This window comes from Microbacterium sp. Z10_103 (genome assembly GCF_058310455.1).
On record NZ_JBZEGK010000001.1, the window covers coordinates 1,597,475 to 1,614,057 of the forward strand.

At 64.8% G+C, this 16,583-nt stretch carries 30 protein-coding genes, 1 tRNA gene and 1 pseudogene; 7 read left to right on the plus strand and 25 right to left on the minus strand.

Annotation, left to right across the window (positions count from 1 at the left end; all coding sequences use genetic code 11):
- Positions 1–16: 16 nt before the first annotated feature.
- The 23 genes and pseudogenes from AC4FS2_RS07630 to AC4FS2_RS07740 form a co-directional block, all read right to left on the minus strand.
- Positions 17–102: pseudogene (locus AC4FS2_RS07630) on the minus strand.
- Between the two features lie 376 nt (positions 103–478).
- Positions 479–1,240 carry a hypothetical protein gene (locus AC4FS2_RS07635; protein WP_491176915.1) on the minus strand — a complete coding sequence of 254 codons (762 nt, stop codon included), beginning with the start codon at positions 1,238–1,240 and terminating at the stop codon, positions 479–481.
- The gene (locus tag AC4FS2_RS07640; protein ID WP_491176917.1) at positions 1,237–1,515 is read right to left on the minus strand and encodes a hypothetical protein; all 279 of its coding nucleotides are present in this window, start codon (positions 1,513–1,515) and stop codon (positions 1,237–1,239) included. Before AC4FS2_RS07640 ends, AC4FS2_RS07635 begins: the two co-directional genes overlap by 4 nt.
- A 70-nt stretch (positions 1,516–1,585) precedes the next feature.
- Positions 1,586–1,909, minus strand: coding sequence for a hypothetical protein (locus AC4FS2_RS07645; RefSeq protein WP_491176919.1), 324 nt, complete (start codon positions 1,907–1,909; stop codon positions 1,586–1,588).
- Positions 1,906–2,151, minus strand: coding sequence for a glutaredoxin domain-containing protein (locus AC4FS2_RS07650; protein WP_491176921.1), 246 nt, complete (start codon positions 2,149–2,151; stop codon positions 1,906–1,908). The genes AC4FS2_RS07645 and AC4FS2_RS07650 overlap by 4 nt, the downstream gene beginning before the upstream one ends.
- 11 nt (positions 2,152–2,162) lie before the next feature.
- Positions 2,163–3,413, minus strand: a complete 1,251-nt coding sequence (locus AC4FS2_RS07655) for a replicative DNA helicase (protein ID WP_491176923.1) — start codon at positions 3,411–3,413, stop codon at positions 2,163–2,165.
- On the minus strand, positions 3,410–4,159 hold the full coding sequence (locus tag AC4FS2_RS07660) for a hypothetical protein (protein ID WP_491176926.1): 750 nt from the start codon (positions 4,157–4,159) through the stop codon (positions 3,410–3,412). The genes AC4FS2_RS07655 and AC4FS2_RS07660 overlap by 4 nt, the downstream gene beginning before the upstream one ends.
- Positions 4,159–4,341 (minus strand): hypothetical protein, encoded by a 183-nt coding sequence (locus AC4FS2_RS07665; protein ID WP_491176928.1) that lies wholly within the window; start codon positions 4,339–4,341, stop codon positions 4,159–4,161. Before AC4FS2_RS07665 ends, AC4FS2_RS07660 begins: the two co-directional genes overlap by 1 nt.
- A gap of 157 nt (positions 4,342–4,498) precedes the next feature.
- Positions 4,499–4,738, minus strand: a complete 240-nt coding sequence (locus AC4FS2_RS07670; protein ID WP_491176930.1) for a WhiB family transcriptional regulator — start codon at positions 4,736–4,738, stop codon at positions 4,499–4,501.
- Positions 4,735–5,151 (minus strand): RusA family crossover junction endodeoxyribonuclease, encoded by a 417-nt coding sequence (locus tag AC4FS2_RS07675; protein WP_491176932.1) that lies wholly within the window; start codon positions 5,149–5,151, stop codon positions 4,735–4,737. The genes AC4FS2_RS07670 and AC4FS2_RS07675 overlap by 4 nt, the downstream gene beginning before the upstream one ends.
- Positions 5,152–5,226: 75 nt before the next feature.
- Positions 5,227–5,799 carry a hypothetical protein gene (locus tag AC4FS2_RS07680; protein WP_491176935.1) on the minus strand — a complete coding sequence of 191 codons (573 nt, stop codon included), beginning with the start codon at positions 5,797–5,799 and terminating at the stop codon, positions 5,227–5,229.
- Between the two features lie 2 nt (positions 5,800–5,801).
- The gene (locus AC4FS2_RS07685) at positions 5,802–6,476 is read right to left on the minus strand and encodes a lambda exonuclease family protein (RefSeq protein WP_491176937.1); all 675 of its coding nucleotides are present in this window, start codon (positions 6,474–6,476) and stop codon (positions 5,802–5,804) included.
- The gene (locus AC4FS2_RS07690) at positions 6,476–6,769 is read right to left on the minus strand and encodes a hypothetical protein (protein WP_491176940.1); all 294 of its coding nucleotides are present in this window, start codon (positions 6,767–6,769) and stop codon (positions 6,476–6,478) included. The genes AC4FS2_RS07685 and AC4FS2_RS07690 overlap by 1 nt, the downstream gene beginning before the upstream one ends.
- Positions 6,770–6,792: 23 nt before the next feature.
- The gene (locus AC4FS2_RS07695; protein ID WP_491176942.1) at positions 6,793–7,137 is read right to left on the minus strand and encodes a hypothetical protein; all 345 of its coding nucleotides are present in this window, start codon (positions 7,135–7,137) and stop codon (positions 6,793–6,795) included.
- Positions 7,134–7,400, minus strand: a complete 267-nt coding sequence (locus AC4FS2_RS07700; protein WP_491176944.1) for a hypothetical protein — start codon at positions 7,398–7,400, stop codon at positions 7,134–7,136. The genes AC4FS2_RS07695 and AC4FS2_RS07700 overlap by 4 nt, the downstream gene beginning before the upstream one ends.
- Positions 7,397–7,603: a hypothetical protein gene (locus AC4FS2_RS07705; protein ID WP_491176947.1), complete on the minus strand. Its 207-nt coding sequence runs from the start codon at positions 7,601–7,603 to the stop codon at positions 7,397–7,399. Before AC4FS2_RS07705 ends, AC4FS2_RS07700 begins: the two co-directional genes overlap by 4 nt.
- Positions 7,600–7,965: a hypothetical protein gene (locus tag AC4FS2_RS07710; RefSeq protein WP_491176949.1), complete on the minus strand. Its 366-nt coding sequence runs from the start codon at positions 7,963–7,965 to the stop codon at positions 7,600–7,602. Before AC4FS2_RS07710 ends, AC4FS2_RS07705 begins: the two co-directional genes overlap by 4 nt.
- The gene (locus AC4FS2_RS07715; protein ID WP_491176951.1) at positions 7,962–8,189 is read right to left on the minus strand and encodes a hypothetical protein; all 228 of its coding nucleotides are present in this window, start codon (positions 8,187–8,189) and stop codon (positions 7,962–7,964) included. Before AC4FS2_RS07715 ends, AC4FS2_RS07710 begins: the two co-directional genes overlap by 4 nt.
- On the minus strand, positions 8,186–8,716 hold the full coding sequence (locus AC4FS2_RS07720) for a hypothetical protein (RefSeq protein ID WP_491176954.1): 531 nt from the start codon (positions 8,714–8,716) through the stop codon (positions 8,186–8,188). The genes AC4FS2_RS07715 and AC4FS2_RS07720 overlap by 4 nt, the downstream gene beginning before the upstream one ends.
- Entirely contained in the window at positions 8,713–8,895 is a 183-nt protein-coding gene (locus AC4FS2_RS07725; RefSeq protein ID WP_491176956.1) for a hypothetical protein, read from the minus strand. The genes AC4FS2_RS07720 and AC4FS2_RS07725 overlap by 4 nt, the downstream gene beginning before the upstream one ends.
- Positions 8,892–9,071, minus strand: coding sequence for a hypothetical protein (locus AC4FS2_RS07730; protein WP_491176958.1), 180 nt, complete (start codon positions 9,069–9,071; stop codon positions 8,892–8,894). Before AC4FS2_RS07730 ends, AC4FS2_RS07725 begins: the two co-directional genes overlap by 4 nt.
- A 409-nt stretch (positions 9,072–9,480) precedes the next feature.
- Positions 9,481–9,666 (minus strand): MerR family transcriptional regulator, encoded by a 186-nt coding sequence (locus tag AC4FS2_RS07735; RefSeq protein WP_491176961.1) that lies wholly within the window; start codon positions 9,664–9,666, stop codon positions 9,481–9,483.
- Entirely contained in the window at positions 9,663–9,896 is a 234-nt protein-coding gene (locus AC4FS2_RS07740; protein WP_491176963.1) for a hypothetical protein, read from the minus strand. The genes AC4FS2_RS07735 and AC4FS2_RS07740 overlap by 4 nt, the downstream gene beginning before the upstream one ends.
- Positions 9,897–10,036: 140 nt before the next feature.
- On the opposite strand from AC4FS2_RS07740, the gene AC4FS2_RS07745 reads away from it, so the two are divergent.
- Genes AC4FS2_RS07745 through AC4FS2_RS07760 form a run of 4 tightly spaced genes read left to right on the plus strand, consistent with a single transcriptional unit; the run spans position 10,037 to position 12,560 of the window.
- Positions 10,037–10,537 carry a hypothetical protein gene (locus tag AC4FS2_RS07745; RefSeq protein WP_491176966.1) on the plus strand — a complete coding sequence of 167 codons (501 nt, stop codon included), beginning with the start codon at positions 10,037–10,039 and terminating at the stop codon, positions 10,535–10,537.
- Positions 10,537–10,992, plus strand: a complete 456-nt coding sequence (locus AC4FS2_RS07750) for an ImmA/IrrE family metallo-endopeptidase (protein ID WP_491176968.1) — start codon at positions 10,537–10,539, stop codon at positions 10,990–10,992. Before AC4FS2_RS07745 ends, AC4FS2_RS07750 begins: the two co-directional genes overlap by 1 nt.
- Before the next feature lie 57 nt (positions 10,993–11,049).
- Complete coding sequence (locus tag AC4FS2_RS07755) at positions 11,050–12,177, plus strand: tyrosine-type recombinase/integrase (RefSeq protein ID WP_491176970.1); 1,128 nt, start codon at positions 11,050–11,052, stop codon at positions 12,175–12,177.
- The gene (locus AC4FS2_RS07760) at positions 12,177–12,560 is read left to right on the plus strand and encodes a hypothetical protein (RefSeq protein ID WP_491176972.1); all 384 of its coding nucleotides are present in this window, start codon (positions 12,177–12,179) and stop codon (positions 12,558–12,560) included. Before AC4FS2_RS07755 ends, AC4FS2_RS07760 begins: the two co-directional genes overlap by 1 nt.
- Positions 12,561–12,661: 101 nt before the next feature.
- Here AC4FS2_RS07760 and AC4FS2_RS07765 read toward each other — a convergent pair.
- Positions 12,662–12,734, minus strand: a tRNA-Lys gene (locus AC4FS2_RS07765).
- A 104-nt stretch (positions 12,735–12,838) separates the two neighbouring features.
- Here AC4FS2_RS07765 and AC4FS2_RS07770 point away from each other — a divergent pair.
- Entirely contained in the window at positions 12,839–13,684 is an 846-nt protein-coding gene (locus AC4FS2_RS07770) for an inositol monophosphatase family protein (RefSeq protein ID WP_491152366.1), read from the plus strand.
- On the plus strand, positions 13,681–14,250 hold the full coding sequence (locus AC4FS2_RS07775; RefSeq protein ID WP_491152364.1) for a hypothetical protein: 570 nt from the start codon (positions 13,681–13,683) through the stop codon (positions 14,248–14,250). Before AC4FS2_RS07770 ends, AC4FS2_RS07775 begins: the two co-directional genes overlap by 4 nt.
- A gap of 25 nt (positions 14,251–14,275) precedes the next feature.
- On the opposite strand, the gene AC4FS2_RS07780 is transcribed toward AC4FS2_RS07775, so the two are convergent.
- Entirely contained in the window at positions 14,276–14,977 is a 702-nt protein-coding gene (locus tag AC4FS2_RS07780) for a TetR/AcrR family transcriptional regulator (RefSeq protein WP_491152362.1), read from the minus strand.
- 101 nt (positions 14,978–15,078) lie between these two features.
- Between AC4FS2_RS07780 and AC4FS2_RS07785 the strand changes: the two genes are divergently transcribed.
- On the plus strand, positions 15,079–16,539 hold the full coding sequence (locus AC4FS2_RS07785; protein ID WP_491152361.1) for an MFS transporter: 1,461 nt from the start codon (positions 15,079–15,081) through the stop codon (positions 16,537–16,539).
- Positions 16,540–16,583: the final 44 nt, after the last annotated feature.

The window sequence follows — 16,583 nt, forward strand, 5'->3', positions numbered from 1 at the left end:
GGGGAAGCGGGAGGGGTGGTGACGTGCCGGATTTGAACCGACGCCTACCCGTGCTCACGCCGTCGCGTGCGGGTTGCTCTGCCGAGCCGAGCTCACGTCACCTCTGCGAAGGGTGCACCGCGGCCGACCGGGAACCAGGGCCCGGACGCAACCGCTCGTCCTCGCATTGTGGAGCTGCCGGTATCGAAACCGGATTACCCACGCGTTTCAGAAACGGTCGGTTCCTGAAATTCGTGGGGCGAACCTGTCAGCCCCGGAAGTGGGGTTGGGGGCGGCCACCCGAAACCGCACCCCAACCCCGGTAACCGTGCAGACCGGTGCACGGCGATACGCCCCAACCAAAGGGGGCTATTCACCCGCCCTAGCCGTCGACATCAGAGTCAGCGAAACCAGCGGGGAGTCGTGTTAACGGGAGAAGCCCCCGATCCGTTGGGACCAGGGGCTTCTCCTGAAAATGGGCACAAAAATTCCGTGCACCTCAGGTTACCACGTCTGAAACTTCTTCACCACCCGTAACGGTGATTTCTTTCACCGGAGTGTCGAGACCGTCGTTGAGGCGTTTCAGCGCGTCCTCCCCGAACCACTCCTCCATGCACGCCCGACACCTCGCGGTTGCGGTGGCGGCGATGTCGAGCTGGTCGGGCCAGTATTCGACGACGATGGGCCGGTTTCGTTCGATTTCGACGTGCCGGCCGTTGTCGTCAACCATGTCAACCCAGGTGGTGGCTTTGCACAGCGGGCAGGGTGCTGCGAGTTCCCACGACCTGGGCTGGTTGAGTTTCGAGGTGATGACCCGCGACCACTTGTAGAGCTGGTCAATGTAGAACTCGTCCGACTCGGGGTTGGTGGCGAGTCGTGCGGTGTACCAGGCGCGGAGGTCTTTCGTGGGGTTCCGTGTCGCCCGGATCCCGACGATCCCGCACCAGTCTTTGATCGCCGCGGTGATCCGCATGGCTTCGAAGAGGGCTTGGGAGTCGAGGAGGTTGCGCGCGTGTTTGTCGGTTCCTCCTCCCCCGTGTCGGGCCATGCTCGAGGTGATGGCGGCTTCCAGGCGGTCGAGGAGTGGGGCGTGGTTGAGCCGCATGGTCCGTTCCCCGATCATTACGCGGATGATCTCGCCCTTGTCGGTGGTCTTCGGGCGCTGGTTCTCGTCGAGGACTGTGCGGTAGATGGGTTGGGTGATCTTCTCCGACACCGGGAGGGTGAGGGAGTCGACCGCGTTCAACAGATCACTGGTCACGACTGCTCCTCAGTTTCGTCTTCCGGAAGGAGCCACCGGCGGAGATCGCCCAGCATCTGCATCACCTCGGAGTTGCGCCAGGTGACCGCGGGGCCGTTGTCCTCGTTGGCGTAGATGGTCTGGTCGATGAATCCGACGATCCCTTCGATGTCGGGTGTTACCACCAGCTCTTGCCAGAGGTCGCGGACCAGGGCGGCGTGCGACCCTTCCTCGATATTGATGTTCTCGAATGACTTGGACGCTCGCATGAGCAGTTCGTCTCGTTGTTCGGTCATTTCGTTTCCTTTGGTTGGGGTGTCCGGGGTTGGCTTATTGGCGAACCAACCCCGGACAGGGTGCGGTGGGTCAGAAGGGCAAATTCGGGTCCTCGGCGGGTGAACCCCACGCGTCAGCCGGTGCTGGCGTCCCGGGCTCGTGCGACACGAGCTGCGGCAGGTTCACGGACACGTCGACGTAGACCTTGTCGTTGCGTTCGGTCTTCTTCCACGACAGCCACCCCTTCACGGCGATCCGGTCACCCTGCGCGACCTGGAAGTCGGGCTTCCATACGGTGACGTAGTCGGGGTACTTCGCCTGCGGGCGCTGTACTTCGATGGTGAATCGGCCGTCGTTGACGCGGCCTACGGTGCCGGCGACTTGCGAGTAGACGCCGTCTTTGATTTCGGTCACTGGTTGTTCTCCTTGATTCGGTTGGACAGTTCTTCGATGAGATCCGGGCGGAACCCCGACCACCCTTGGTCGCCTGCGATGACCACGGGTGCGGATTTGAACCCAAGGGCGAGTGCAGCGGTGAGGTTCTCGGGCTTGGTGATGTCGTCCACCTCGAACGGGATCCCCGCGTCGGTGAGGGCGCGTTTGGTTGCGTCGCACTGAACGCATTTCGGCTTGGTGTAGACGGTTACGGTGGTCATTCGGTTTCCTTTCAGTAGGTCTTGTCGGTGTGGTTCCACTCGACGGCGCGGGAGTAACCGCCGTCCCAGCGGAGCTTGATTTCCCCGGTGCGCCCGTGCCGGTTCTTCGCGATGTCGATGACGAGTTCGACGTTCGCGCGGGGGTCTTCGGTGTCGCCCTCTTTGCGGAGTAGCAGTACGAGGTCGGCGTCTTGTTCGATGGCGCCGGACTCGCGGAGGTCGGACAGTTTCGGGACGGACAGGGCGGTCGCTTCGCTGTTGCGGTTGAGCTGCGACAGGGCGATCACGGGCACTTGGAGGTCTTTGGCGAGGATCTTGAGTTGCCGGGAGAACTCCGCGACCTGTAGGTGCCGGTCCTGTTTCGACTTCGACACCATGAGTTGCATGTAGTCGACGACGATCCCCGCGAGTTGCCCTTTCTTGGAGGCGGCGCGTGCGAAGGTGCGGATGTCGGATGGGGCGATCCCGGAACGGTCGTCGATGGCGATGCTGAGGTCTTCGAGGACGGCTTTGCGGGACCGGTAGCGGGCGATGTCGTGGGGGGTGAGTTTCGCGTCTTTGATGTGGCCGACGTTGATCTGTAGCCGTTCGGACACGAGCCGGGCGACCAACTCCTCAGCGGTCATCTCGAGCGACGCGAACGCCACCACACCCTCCTCAGCGAGCCGTGTGGCGATCTGCGCTGCGATGACCGTCTTACCGACACCGGGGCGGGCGGCGACGACGTACACGGCACCGGGACGGAACCCACCAATCGCGGCGTTCAGGGACGGCCACGGTGACGGGGTGAACACGGTCTCCCCTTCGGGGCGTTCCATGACCGCGGGGAGTACGTCTTTCACGAACCGCATTGCCGCTTCCCCGGTGCCGATGGCTTGTTCGACGATCGCGCGGGCGTGGTCGGCTGCTTCCGCTGCGTCCATGGAGCTCGGGAGGTTAGCGAGGGCAGCGCCGGCTGATGCGAGACGACGTCGCAACGCGTGTTTGCGGATGATGTCGGCGTAGTACGTCGCGGACGCTGCGGACACGGGCGCGGATGTGAGCGAGAACAGGAACGCGGACTCTGCGGGGATCTTCTCCGACAGTGTGAACGCGTCTACTGGGCGGCCTTGCGCCCACTCCCCCGCCATGACGTCGTACAGGTCCCCGTGTCGGGGTTCGAGGAAGTCGTCTCCGGTGAGGGTGATGTCGTCGAGGACTCGTCCGTTGGTGGTGAGGATGACTCCGAGGGTGGCGAGTTCGGCGTCGTTGACCCGGCTCATTGGTCGGATCCCGCGTTGAACTGGTACCGCTTGCGGGGTGCCGTGTCGGGGCGTGCGGCTGCGTCTCGGAGGGCGAACTCTTCTTGCTTCCGCATCCCGTTGCGCCATGTGCCGACCCAGTCGAGCTTGACGCCCTTGGCCCCTGCGACTCCTCGCCAGTAGTCGACGAACTCGGCCAGTTTCCGGTCGATGTCGACGTGGGGGGTTTCGGTCTTTGCCCATTCGCGCATGTCGTCGGTGATGGTGAAGTCATCGGGAACGCGAGTGCCGCGCTTGCGCGGCTTTGATGCTTCGTTAGAAGCATCTATTGGTCGGGTCGGGTCGGGTCGGGTCGGGGCACCGTTAGTCACGGGTGCAGTAACGGTGCCCGTAACGGCGTTACTAACGGTGTCGTCACGCGTCACTCCGCCTTGCCGTTCCCTCCATTTCCTTTGTCTTTCCGCGGCTTTTGCCCTCTCCGCTTCAACTTCGGCGCGCGTCGGCTGGTACTGAGCCCACGAGTGGAACTCGATACCGTCCGAGCCTCGGTCGAGCCACAGCCGAGCCTCGACCAACGCTTGGCGGAGCCTCGGTGTCGTGCCGAGCTCGGCGAGGACGTACTCGGGGACACGCCCATCGGACAGTTCCCGCCCGGACCAGTTGCCCGCCATCGTCCACAGCCCGACCGCTGCGAGGCGGTGCGTGCGTGGGATGCTGAGCACCTTCTTGGACGTGTAGAAACCGTCGTCAACCTTGAACCAGACCATCAGGCGTCTTCCTCGATCCATTGGACGATGAGGTCGGCTTCGAACCCGGTGATGGCGATGATGCGACCCACGGGCACCCCGTACCTGTATGCGTTGGCGACGTAGTTGCCTGCGTTGGATACGTGGGGGCCGGTGAGCATCCGCAGGAACGACTCAGCGAGGTCACGTTTGGTCTTGTGCATCACTCTTCGACCTCCATGTGGTGGCAGGCGCACTTGCGTTGCTTGGCGCAGTAGAACGGTGTTTTGCAGCAGGAGGCGCGGCAGGGGTACCGGCGTTCCTTGGGGAGCGTCTCGGGTGCGTGGACGGCCGCGATGACCGCGTGCCTGATGGGGGCGCTCATGCTGCACCTCGCATGGTGCGACGCTGACGGGCGGTTACCCCGCCGAAGATCCCGTATTCGATGTCGTTCCTCAGCGCGTACTCGAGGCACTGGGCGGCGACGTCGCAGTTGGCGCATATTTTGCGTGCCATCGATGACCTATCGATCGCGCCCTTCTCGGGGAAGAAGGCTTCGATAGATGTCTCGGCACACAACGCCTCGTCCATCCACTGTTCGGGACGCTCTGGGTTGGTCATGCTGTGACCGCCGTGACGCTGATGTTCACGCCGAGGGGCATGGCGTAGACCTTGGCGACGTGCAGGTCGACTACGCGGGCGTCGTCCTCGATGAGGCCGGAGTCGGTGATCCCGTCGAGGACTGCGCGGGTGAGTTTGTCGATGTCGGGTTTGACCGCGGGTCGCGCCCACCTCGGCTTGATGGGGCGGGGCATGTGGAACGTGAGGGTGACGGTGACGGGTCCGTGGAATTCGTGACCCATGTCGGTGTATTCGGAGACGGTTGCACGCCAGGGTTTGAGCCTGGCCTGGTTCTGGTCGGTGACGACTGCCCGGTTCCCGACGACGAACGCGGTCTTGGATCCTTGTGGTACGGGGTTGCCGGGGACGAACGTGACGAACGTGTCGTCGCCGGGCATGATGGGTTTGCTCACGGTCTTTCATTCCTTTGGTTGGCGTGGGTACCGGGTGTTGGGGGTTTCGTGTTGGCGCACGCCCCAACCCCCGGGTCAGATCAGTCCGCGTAGTTCGTCGCTGCGGGCTTCCCGTGCGGCGGCGAGTGTCTGGTTGTTGTCGAGCCCGCCTGCGACGATGCGGTCCCACACTTTGGTGAGTGCTGCCGTGTCGGGGGCAGCCTTGATGGCGGATAGGGCTGCCGCTGCCCGGTCGGGTTTCTGTGCTTGCTGTGGTGCGAGCTCGGGGAGCGGCTGGACGACGAACGCGGCACGCTTGCCCCGCGTCACCGTCAGCGACACGTTCAACGGCCCGTCAATGTGGGACAGGTGGCTGATGCGGATGCCACCCACGACCTGTCCGCCGAATCTGACGGTGGGGTCGCCGTAGAGGGTCATGCGGCGCCCGGTGTAGACGGACGCTTCCGGTCCCCATGCTTGGACTAGTACGCGGCGCATGGATTTGGAGGGTTTGAACGGGCGTCCGGGGTACTCCACGAGGTGGATTTCGACGGGCTGTTCTGCGTTCCCGGCGCGGACTTCGGAGACGGTGACGGTCTTGGGTCCGGCGATGTAGTCATCGAAGTTCTGTTGGTCGGATTTGGGTTGCGTGGTCGATGCGATGTCCATGGTCAGATCCTGATTTCGTCGAGTTCGGGGCGGCGTTCGGTGGCCGGGAGGAGTCGGGAGGCGTTCTGGTAGCGGGTGATGGTGTCGGTGACGTTGACCTCGAAGATGGTTGCGGCGGCTTCGATGGCGGCGTGCCATTCGGGGTCTGGATACACGCGCTTCACATAGAGCGGGAGGCCGGCGCTGTACGACACGTAATCGACCCACTTCCGGCTGGTGACGAACATGCCGCACTGCAACTGGGCCATGTTGGCGTTGGGTACCCGGTCGCTCAGGATCGCGATGAGCTGCCCTTGTGCGCGGCGGGACTTGATTTCGATGAGACCGTCGTCCCCCACCAAGCCGTCCGGTGAGTAGCCGATCTTGTAGTCGGCTTCTTCGCGCACGACGAACCCGACTTCTTCGACCCGTGCGTGGTGTTCGTCGTATGCGAGGCGCGCCCATGGTTCGTCGTCGGTGCCGCGCATCATGTCGAACGAGGGGTGCTGGTATTCGATGTGGCCGGTGATGCGTTCGGCCGCGAGTGTGAGGGTGAGGTTGCGGGAGGTGTCGTTGTCGGCGACGCGGAGGGTGGGGGTGAGGAGCTTGCCGATGTTGGATGCGGTGATGAGCCCACGCCTCACCTCAAGCCATTCGTCGGAGCCCTGGACGATATCCCGGTAGTACGTGACGGTCATCACTCGACCCCCAGGTCTTCCTTCTGAGCGTCGGACAGGTATCCGGCGACACCGTTCCCGTCGCGGAGCCATTCGAGGAGTTGGTCCCCTTCGGCTGCCCAGATGAGGTCTTCGCGTTTGGCGTTTCCGAAGGCAATGGTGTTGGCGATGCGCTGCTGTTCCACGAGCGCGAGAGTCGCGTGCACCTGAGCGGCGCCCACCCACGCCACCTGTTCGAGCGGATTCCCTTCGTGGTTGTCTGCTGCCTCCAAGTTGTCCATGGCGACCTTGACGTGGTCGATTTGTTCGGTCATGTCGGGTGTGTCCTTTCGGGTGGTTACTGGTGGTCGTGGCCGCAGTCGGAGCAGCCGTCAGCGGTATGCAGGGTTCGCATATCGCACCTCGGGCACTCGAGGAATCGTGCGGGGTCGTGTTCGAACAGCGGGTAGTACAGGGAGCCGGCGCCTTTTCGGAGTTCTGCGACCATGTCGGCGGTGTCGAGCCGGTCCATGGCGCGTTGTGTGGCGAGGACCCATTCGACGGCGTCCCAAAAACCTGTGCGGTATCCGGTGCGGTAGGAGACGCCGAAGGAGAGGTGTGCGGCTTGCCAGCGGGTGTCTTCGCGGCGTATCTGGGTGAGGCCGTGGTCTTCCCGGATCCTGTCCAGGTCCGCGGCGGTCACGAGGCGGCCCGCTCGGCCGGATCGGCGCCTGCGTGCCCGGGGTTGGCAGTCACGACCATGTCGTCGTGTGCTTGGACGATCTCGCGAGCCGTCCACCAGACGTGGTTGCGCGTCATGTCCCACCAGCGACGCTCGCCCTCGTGCATGCGGTGCTCGAAGAGGATGACGGTCGCGGTGTCGTCATGGTCGACGAATGCGGCTGCGACCTGAGACCCAATCGGCAGTGCGTCCAGTGCCAGGGTTGCTGCGATGTCGTTGATCATCGCTCGTCGCCTTCTTCGGCTTCGATCTCGTCGATCAGGTCACCAATGAGCGAGTCCAGAAGGTCCCGGTCCTGGTGGTAGGACTGTTCCTCCATGAGCATCTGGTTCTCATGCCAGGTGCGGGTGTGTTCGTAGGCGTTGTCGAGTTGTGCCCGGTGGGTTTTGAGGGTGTCGAGGCGTGCCCTCCTGTCCAGGGGGGTCATGCGCCGGCCCCGATTCGTGCGAGGCGGGTCAACACGCGGCGTGCGTGCTCGATCTCAGCCGGGGTGTTGCCCCAGGATTCGAGGGACTCCCCCGAGTTGCGCAACCAGTCCGCTGCTGTCCGCGCGGTATCCCATGCGCGCGCCTTGACCATGTCCTCCGCGTCGTCCCGGAATTCGATGAGGATGGGGTTCGGTTCGTTGTGCTGGACGTGATCGAACTCCCGGCGGGGAATGTGTACTGACGGGCCGTACTCGAAGTTCACGCAACGGCTGTATCGCATGCCCGGACCGCCAAACTTCGGGTTGGTCCAGGGCAGCGGGTCGTGGTTCAGGTCGCGGGGCGTCTTGGATGCGTACATCATTGGGTTTCCTCCCATACGGTTGCTGCGGCAGCCCACTCCGCAGACGACTCATCCCCATACGGGGCGTGATGGCACTGCCACTCCAACTCCGCACACACCGACCCCACCCACACGAGAACCCCGAGGAGTGAGGCACCGTTGAACCCGGTGCCGGCCCATGCGATGGGGATGAGGATGAACCCGGCGGCGACGAGAACGATCGACCAGCGGATGCGGCGGATCACGACGCCACCCCCTCAGGCCAGATGCGGCGGGCGGACTTGACGCGGGTGTCCGTGAGAGGGATGCGAACTCGTCCAGGGTTGTTCACCGGGACAAAGGCGTCCACGTCCACGCGGTACGCTTCGTCCTGGATCGCAACAAAGAGAGCCCAGATTTCGTTGTGCTTGGCGTTGTGCCAGGGTTTCGATTCTGGGTGAGCGTCGAAGTACGCTCGGGCGGCGGATTCCACCAGGTCACTGCCCTGCGGCGCGGGTTCCATGTCGCGCCCCCAGAGCATTCCGTGCCCATCGGATAGGTTGAGAACCTTGTGGTCCCCGTTGACATTGCGGGCGTGGTACACGACGAAGTCCGGGTTGGCGGGCCAACGCCACCGTCCGAGGCGTTCGTCTTCCTCAGCCCGGAAGAACTCGGCGAGAGCAACCCCGAGGTCCGATTTCGTGTTCAGGAGGGACGGATTCGGGACAGTCCCGATCATTCCCTTCTCGGAGAGGTACAGCTTCTGACCGTTGGATGCGGTGAACTCGTTCACGCTGCACCCCCCGCAACCCAAAGCCAGAACAAGACGAGTCCGACGATGGCGAGGAGCATCCCGACCGTCACTGCAATGACCAGGGCAGCTTCTCGCCACCCCGCCACCGACGCGATGATCACGAATATGAGGAGTAGTACCGAGCCGTACAGGCCGGTAAACAGCAGGGCGTAGTTCACGCTGCACCTCCGTGGCGGAGGACCATGATCAACAGCAGGCCCGTCGTCCCAGCGAGCAGGAAACACAGCCCAGCCAGGACACCGTTGATGAACGTCAACGACGCCTCACGCCGCCACTGCCGGTGCGTGTCACGGGAACGGGCGGCAACGAACGACGCCGGGATAGGGGCGGTCATGCTGCCATCTCCTTCAGGGACTCACGACGAGAGCGGGAGTCTTCTCGGTGGCATGCGCGGCAGAACCGCAGTCCTACACCCGGACCGCGCTTGACCCGGATGCCCGTGTTCTCTTCGTTCCACTCGTGCCCGCGAGAACAGACGTCCACAGTTCGACCGTCACGGAGAGCTCGGTCCAAGCGGCGGTGGCACGAAACGCACATCGGCTCATACCGGGATTGGTCGAGGCTGTACGGCCGGGCGAGGTCGTCACGGAGTTCGTCAGGGCAACCGCCCACGTACGCCCATTCGCGGGCCGCGTTTCCGCAGGTGACGCAGCTGTACTGGATGGGGCGTCCGCGGTCGATCTTCAGGCGCAGGTGGGCCTGGGTATAGGAGACCTCGGGCTTGTAGTCGTGTCGGCGGGGGCTCATGACGCCACCTCGACCTTGGCGTCGTCGATTGCGGCCTTCACTTCTGCCGGGTTATACCGCACGAGTGCGCCCAGCTTCCGGTAAGGCAGAACGGCCTTCTGTGCCCTCCAATAGCGAAGAGTCCCTACCGGGATGTTGAATCTCTCGGAGACTTCCTTCTCATTCCAAAGTTCCTCGCTCACGGCACAACCTCCCCATTCGCTGCGACCTCAACGAGGTCATCGAGGGGCCAGCCGCTAGCGACCTTGAGCCTGGTCAGCAACGTCATCCCAAGCGCCCCGGTGTCGTAGGCGCGGGTGACGGTGGACACAGATACGCCCAACCTCTCGGCCATGAGCGTCGCGTTGAGGGTTCCGGCGAGGCGTCCCTTTTCGTGCATCCAGCCGCGCTCTTGCGCGATCTGGTCAAGCACGGAGGGTTCGATTCTTAACATTCGCTCCCCTTGTCTGGTGTTCGATACAGATTCTGTCGTGCTCACCATACCCAACACGTATGTCTGGCGCAACACCCGCCGCGATTGACTTCCACTTGCGCGCGCGCAACACTTGTGGGATGAGTGAAGTAGAGCGCGCAGCAGCGTGGGGAAAGTGGCTAGACGAGCAGCTAACGCGCCGCGGATGGCGTCAAGCAGACCTAGTCGCCAACTCCGCCGGCCACATCAAACGCGACCGCGCAAGCAAATGGGTACGAGGCAACGAGGCACCCACCCACCGACTCGCGATCATCACCGCAAACACTCTCGGCGTCTCCCCCACCGACGCACTCAAAGCGGCCGGGTTCGACGTCAGCGCCCGAGAAGCCAACGAATGGGACGACCGCGAACGGCCGCGCCCCACCCGCGCCAGCCTGCGACGGATGCTCGCAGAGGTCCCCGACTCCGAAATCCTGCAACTCCTCAAAGCCCGCGCCGACGAACGCGAACTAACCATGTCGGACCCCTCCTCTAACGTGACCGTCATCGACATCAACACCAAGAAAACAGAGAAGTCAGATCTCGAAGCGGTGGCGAAGAAGAAGTCCAAGGACCGAGGCGAGGAGCCGGAAACCACGTAATGGAAGAACGCATCTACGAGACCATCGAAGCTCTTGCAGTGCGCGTCAAATACACCGAGCTCCCGCCCGACCGCGACGGTGAGTACATCCACCGCAAACGCCTCATACGCATCCAGTCAGGACTCGCGAGCCGGCTCCACCGGTCCGTCCTAGCGCACGAGGCCGCGCACGCCGTGTTCGGTGACGTCCGCAGCAAATTCGGCCCCGTCAACGCGAAACAGGAAAGGCGAGCGGACCAATGGGCGGCACTGCGGTACATCGACCTAGCCGCCTACAAGGTCGCCGAGATCATCCATTCGGGCCACGAGGAGGCCATGGCCGTCGAGCTCCACGTCACGGTCGACCTGATCCGCGCGTTCCGCAGCATGCTCCTCATATCCGGTGGTCGCACCTATCTGAAACCGCGAATGGGTGCGGGCCAGTGGGTACACAGGGAAGTCGTGTCGGCCCACTGAAAGTACTGGATTTCGCGGTAGACTTGACTCATGGACTACTAGCCTCAGGAGGTTCCCATGCCGAGACCACAGTTGATTCTTGAGACATGGGGAAAGGTCCGAAGGGCAACAGTCGACGGCCAACCCGTGGCGTACACGTACTACCGCGACTCGTCAGGGAAGCGCCGGCAGGTGCAGCGGAACGGCCGCACTGAGGCCGATGCGGAACGGAACCTCATCAAGGCGTTGAAGGCGATGACAGCCGACACGACCGAGCTTCTGTCGGGCGACTCAACGGTCGCCGCGCTGGCGGATAAGCACCTCGAGGAACTGCGGCTACGGAAAGCCGTGGCGGGCACCTACACCACCTACCGCACCGCCATCGAGTCGAAGATCAAGCCCGGCATAGGCGACCTGAAACTGTCAGAGGCGACGGTGCCCAGGTTGGACCGGTTTGTGAAGGGCATGATCGCGACGCCCTCCCAGGCTCGCACCGCGCGGACGGTTCTGATCGCCATGTTCAACCTCGCCGTTCGGCAGGGTGCGGTCACCCGGAACCCGGCGAAGGACACCATGCCTATCCCGACCACCAAGCGTGTCGTGAAGGTCATCACGTTGGACGACATCCACGCCCTACGTGGACTGTTCACCGAATTCGATCGCAGACACACGTCGGAGCTTCGCGACTTGTCGTCGATGCTCATGGCGACGGGCTGCCGCATCGGTGAAGCCCTCGCGATCCGCTGGGAAGACGTCGACCTGGACGCGGGTGTGCTGCGGGTCACCGGCACCCTGTCGGCGGATCCTGACACGGGAAAGCTGTTCCGACAGGATCACCCGAAGTCCGACGCCGGTCACCGTGGCCTAAAACTTCCCCAGACGCTCCTGGACGCCCTCGTGTCGCGTCGGGTGGAGTCGGTCTATCCGATGGTGTTCCCGTCGTCCACAGGCGGTTACCGCTGGCCGGCGAACACGCGCAGGCAGTGGCGGGAGGCCATCAAGGAATCGGTGTACGTGGGGAAGACTCCACGCGACTTCCGGAAGGCAGTCGCCACGCATCTCGATCGTCAGGTGGGGATCAAGGCGGCGCAGGCGCAACTCGGTCACGGGTCGGAAGACATCACCGTGAAGTACTACGTGGAGCGTCAGCGGGAGATCGCAGACTTCGCCGGTGTCATAGACAGCATGTTTGAAGGGAGCAAGTGATGGGCGAGCGCGAAGAGCCTTTGCGGATCTGGTGGAACAAGAACCTTCACGGCAAGATCACCCCGATGAAGCTCGCGGCCCACGCCGCTCATGCGGCACTCGCCGCCTACGGCATTACGTACACCCATCCCATCGTCGTTCTCGCCGCAGGCAAGGGGAAGATAGAGGCCATGCCGGTGACGATCCACGATGCCGGTTTCACCGAGCTGGAGCCAGGGACGCTGACCACTGGCGTCGAGAAAGGCTGGCGCGCCCCCGTGACAGAAGAGCAGGTGGCCGCGGCGGCTAAGTCGCTCTCAGAGTACGGAATCTCCGACGTGCCGGACGAACTCTGGCGGGCGATGGCCCGCGGAGCGCTGGAAGCTGCTCAAAGTACTGGATAAGTACTGGATTAGCCACCAACCGCGAATCGCTATGGTGGTGCGGAACGGCGACGGGCACTAAAAAACCCCCGGTAGATGGCGAGATCTACCGGGGGTTTTCGTGCACCCCCTGGGACTTGAACCCAGAACCCACTGATTAAGAGTCAGTTGCTCTGCCGATTGAGCTAGAGGTGCGGACGGGCCGGGGTCTGAAGACCCGGGCGGACCGAGGGATCACATTACCATCCCGATCAGCCGTGCCGCCAATCGCGCATCCCGGCGCCTGTAACCTTGACGACGTGTCCCCTGCCGACGCTTCGCCGCCTTCGCTGCGCGGCCCATACGCCGACGATCTCGCCCTCGCGCTCCGCCTCGCCGACGCCGCCGATGCGGTGTCGATGGCACGCTTCGACGCGGCCGACCTGAATGTGTCCGCGAAAGCCGATGCGTCGTTCGTCACCGAAGCAGACCTGGCCACCGAGCGCGAGATCCGCCGCATCCTCACGGCCGAGCGCCCCGACGACGCGGTGCTCGGCGAGGAGTTCGGAGCCGGTGGGTCCAGCGCTCGGCGCTGGATCATCGATCCCATCGACGGGACGCACAACTACCTGCGGGGCATCCCCGTCTGGGCAACGCTCATCGCCCTCTCGATCGACGGCGTCCCCGTGGTCGGAGTGGTGAGCCAGCCCGCGATCGGCCGACGCTGGTGGGCGGCGGAGGCGGCGGGCGCGTGGACGAACACCCCGGACGGGCAGGCGCGCCGCATCCACGTCTCCGATGTGTCGCACCTTCCTGAGGCGAGCGTGAGCTTCCAGAGCATCGAACAATGGGCGGATGCGGGGCACCTCCCGGCGCTGCTCGAACTCACGCGCAGCGTCTGGCGCGACCGCGGCTACGGCGACGCGCTTCCGTACATGTGGCTCGCGGAAGGGCGCCTGGAGATGGTGGCCGAGTTCGACGTCAAGGAGTACGACGTCGCCGCGGTCGCACCCATCATCCGAGAGGCCGGTGGCCGGTTCGGCTCGTATGACGGAACCGACTCCCTCGACGCCGGGTCGTCGCTGGCCACCAACGGCATCCTCCACGCCGCATTCCTCGATCTGCTCCACGCCGCCGACGCCCGCTTCACTGAAAGTGCCCGATGAAATTCCTGCGCCCTGCGGCGGTCGTCGCACTCGCCCTCTCACTCGCCGCCCTCGCGGCGTGCTCGACCCCGAACGCCCCGGAGACGACGCCCACCACTCCCCCGCCTCCGACGGCGGTGCCGACCTCCCCCGCGCCCACGCCGTCCGGCGATGCGGCCGACCCCGGCGAGCCGTCGTGCGAGACCATCATCCCGGCGGCCACCGTCGCCGACTTCGAGAAGGTCGGCTGGACCGCACAGGCCGACGTCTTCCGCATCGGCGGCACCGAAGTGGCCGGCGGCATCCAGTGCACGTGGGGCGACTACTCGGTGGCGACGGACCATGTGCAGATCTTCGGCTGGGCGCCGATCGGTCGCGCCCAGGCTGAGGAAGCGCAGTCCGAGCTGCTGCGCACCGGGTGGCGGCGGGAGGAGGGTGAGGGGGGCTTCTACGTCACCGAGAGCCCGGAAACGGCCATCGCCCCCGATGAGGACGGCTACGGGTTGACCTACTTCTTCGGGGACGGCTGGGTGACCCTCGCCGACACCAAGCAGACCCTCGTGCTCGTGGAGTGGCCCATCGGCTGACCCGCTGAGGCGGGCTCCCGGGCGGTCATGATCCCGCTCGTTCGCTCTCCCCGACGGTGGGGTCCGTGGAATCCGGGTGCGGGGATGCGGCGGCGGCTCCGCGCACGCCCGCGATGGCCGCCTCGACGACGACGGCGGCAAGCGCGTCGATCACGGCGGGCGGTTGCCACTGCAGCGGGCCGTGCACGGCGATGTCCGCGAACCCGTGGACGGCCGACCAGCACGCCCACTCGGCGTTCGGACGGCGTTCGGCAGCGAGGGCTCCTGTGCCGACCATCGCATCCAGTGCATCCAGAAGCAGCCGGAAGGGCTCCACCACCTCGCCGTCAAGGGTCACGATCGCGTCGCTCGGAGTCTGGTCGTGCACAGCGAACGCCAGTTCGAACCATCCCGGCTCGGCTCTGGCGAAGTCGATGTAGGCCAGTCCGATGGACCGGAGGCGCTCGACGGATGCTGCGGCGGTGGAGACGTCACCTGTCTCGGCCTGCGCCCGCGCGAGGATCGCCCGGGCGAGGGCGAGCTGGGCTTCCGCGGCAGCTGCGCGCACCAGCTCGCCCCGATCGGCGAAGTGACGGTACGCCGCGTTGGGCGAGACTCCGGCGGCGCGTGTCACCTCGCGCAGGGTGACCGCGGCCGGGCCTCCCGTCCGCGCTCGGGCGAAGCCCTCCTCGATCAGCGCGCGTCTGAGGTCACCGTGATGATAGGTGCGCGCCTCGATACTCGTCATTGCATTGCCCAACCTCGGTGTGTACGGTGTGAACATCAATGTACACGGTGTCCACATAGACGGCGCACTCCGTCACCCGTCCGGCGCGAAAGAAGCCCGCCATGACCGAATCCGACCTCCCCTCGGGGCAGCTCGAGGAACGCGCGCAGGGGGGTCCGGGCCCGGGGACGGTACGTGCGTTCTACCAGGTGCTCGCCAACACCGCCGTCGCGAACGTCACCTCCAGCTACCTGTGGTGGGCGCTCACCTTCTGGGCGTACCTGGAGACTCGCTCAGTACTCGCGACCGCCATCATCGGTGGCTCCTACATGCTGTTGGTCGCCGTTCTCGGTGTCGTGTTCGGCGTGATCGTCGACCGGCTCAAGAAGAAGGCCGTCATGGTGCTTTCCAGCGTCGTGACCCTGGCGACGTATCTCCTGGCCGGCGCCCTGTACCTGTCATTCCCGGAGAGCGTCCTCGTGAACTGGGGAGGACCGTGGTTCTGGGTGTTCGCGGGCGTCATCCTCATCGGCGGCGTGGTGGAGAACCTGCGCAACATCGCGCTTTCGACCACCGTCACGCTCCTCGTGCCCGCCGATCGCCGGGACCGCGCGAACGGCCTGGTCGGCGCGGTCCAGGGCATCGCATTCATGGTCACGAGCGTCTTCTCCGGTTTGTCCATCGGGCTCCTCGGGATGGGCTGGACCGTCGTCATCGCCATCGTGGCCACCGGAGTCGCCCTCATCCACTTGCTCTTCGTCCCGATTCCCGAGCGAGGTGTCGCGCATGTAGAAGGCGAGGTGCCCCGGGGCTTCGGCTTCCGGGAGGTCATCCCCGCCGTCGTGGTGGTACCCGGACTTCTGGCCCTGATCCTCTTCTCGACCTTTAACAACCTCGTCGGCGGGGTGTTCATGGCACTGATGGACCCCTACGGGCTCACCCTCTTCTCGGTCGAGGTGTGGGGCATCGTCCTCGGGGTGACGAGCATCGGCTTCATCCTCGGTGGCGGGCTGGTCGCGAGGTTCGGGCTGGGCAAGAACCCGGTGCGCACCCTGCTGGTGGTCAACGTCGGGATCGCGCTCCTCGGAATGACCTTCGCCATCCGCGAGTGGTGGTGGGTGTATGCCCTCGGGATTCTCGTCTTCATGGCCCTCATGCCGATCGCCGAGGCGGCCGAGCAGACGATCGTGCAGCGCGTCGTGCCGTTCGAGAAGCAAGGACGCGTCTTCGGGTTCGCCGCGAGCATGGAGTCCGCCGCAGCACCCGTCTCGTCGTTCCTCATCGGACCGCTTGCGCAGTTCTGGCTCATCCCGTTCATGAACTCCCAGCCCGGACGCGACTCGTTCGGCTGGCTCCTCGGCCCCGGCGAGGCCCGCGGCATCGCGCTCGCGTTCGTCGGTGCGAGCTCCGTGCTGCTGGTCGTCGTGCTCCTGGCCTTCCTCTCCCAGCCGTACCGCCGACTTTCTGCCGCCTACGCGGCGGCCCCGCCATCCCTCCCTGCGGCGGGTGAGGATGCGGTGGCATCGGACCCGGAGCAACGCACGCCGGAACCACGCCCCACGGTTCAGCCGCCGGTGGGATAGGGGCCACGACGCGGCGCCGTCGGCCGTCCGCGCAGAGGCTCAGC

Excerpts from the sequence above, each read along its gene's own strand:
- AC4FS2_RS07640 (WP_491176917.1), bottom strand. The coding sequence starts at position 1,515 with ATGACCGAACAACGAGACGAACTGCTCATGCGAGCGTCCAAGTCATTC.
- AC4FS2_RS07650 (WP_491176921.1), bottom strand. The coding sequence starts at position 2,151 with ATGACCACCGTAACCGTCTACACCAAGCCGAAATGCGTTCAGTGCGAC.
- AC4FS2_RS07655 (WP_491176923.1), bottom strand. The coding sequence starts at position 3,413 with ATGAGCCGGGTCAACGACGCCGAACTCGCCACCCTCGGAGTCATCCTC.
- AC4FS2_RS07660 (WP_491176926.1), bottom strand. The coding sequence starts at position 4,159 with ATGGTCTGGTTCAAGGTTGACGACGGTTTCTACACGTCCAAGAAGGTG.
- AC4FS2_RS07665 (WP_491176928.1), bottom strand. The coding sequence starts at position 4,341 with ATGCACAAGACCAAACGTGACCTCGCTGAGTCGTTCCTGCGGATGCTC.
- AC4FS2_RS07670 (WP_491176930.1), bottom strand. The coding sequence starts at position 4,738 with ATGACCAACCCAGAGCGTCCCGAACAGTGGATGGACGAGGCGTTGTGT.
- AC4FS2_RS07680 (WP_491176935.1), bottom strand. The coding sequence starts at position 5,799 with ATGGACATCGCATCGACCACGCAACCCAAATCCGACCAACAGAACTTC.
- AC4FS2_RS07685 (WP_491176937.1), bottom strand. The coding sequence starts at position 6,476 with ATGACCGTCACGTACTACCGGGATATCGTCCAGGGCTCCGACGAATGG.
- AC4FS2_RS07690 (WP_491176940.1), bottom strand. The coding sequence starts at position 6,769 with ATGACCGAACAAATCGACCACGTCAAGGTCGCCATGGACAACTTGGAG.
- AC4FS2_RS07700 (WP_491176944.1), bottom strand. The coding sequence starts at position 7,400 with ATGATCAACGACATCGCAGCAACCCTGGCACTGGACGCACTGCCGATT.
- AC4FS2_RS07705 (WP_491176947.1), bottom strand. The coding sequence starts at position 7,603 with ATGACCCCCCTGGACAGGAGGGCACGCCTCGACACCCTCAAAACCCAC.
- AC4FS2_RS07710 (WP_491176949.1), bottom strand. The coding sequence starts at position 7,965 with ATGATGTACGCATCCAAGACGCCCCGCGACCTGAACCACGACCCGCTG.
- AC4FS2_RS07730 (WP_491176958.1), bottom strand. The coding sequence starts at position 9,071 with ATGACCGCCCCTATCCCGGCGTCGTTCGTTGCCGCCCGTTCCCGTGAC.
- AC4FS2_RS07745 (WP_491176966.1), top strand. The coding sequence starts at position 10,037 with ATGAGTGAAGTAGAGCGCGCAGCAGCGTGGGGAAAGTGGCTAGACGAG.
- AC4FS2_RS07750 (WP_491176968.1), top strand. The coding sequence starts at position 10,537 with ATGGAAGAACGCATCTACGAGACCATCGAAGCTCTTGCAGTGCGCGTC.
- AC4FS2_RS07755 (WP_491176970.1), top strand. The coding sequence starts at position 11,050 with ATGCCGAGACCACAGTTGATTCTTGAGACATGGGGAAAGGTCCGAAGG.
- AC4FS2_RS07760 (WP_491176972.1), top strand. The coding sequence starts at position 12,177 with ATGGGCGAGCGCGAAGAGCCTTTGCGGATCTGGTGGAACAAGAACCTT.
- AC4FS2_RS07775 (WP_491152364.1), top strand. The coding sequence starts at position 13,681 with ATGAAATTCCTGCGCCCTGCGGCGGTCGTCGCACTCGCCCTCTCACTC.
- AC4FS2_RS07780 (WP_491152362.1), bottom strand. The coding sequence starts at position 14,977 with ATGACGAGTATCGAGGCGCGCACCTATCATCACGGTGACCTCAGACGC.
- AC4FS2_RS07785 (WP_491152361.1), top strand. The coding sequence starts at position 15,079 with ATGACCGAATCCGACCTCCCCTCGGGGCAGCTCGAGGAACGCGCGCAG.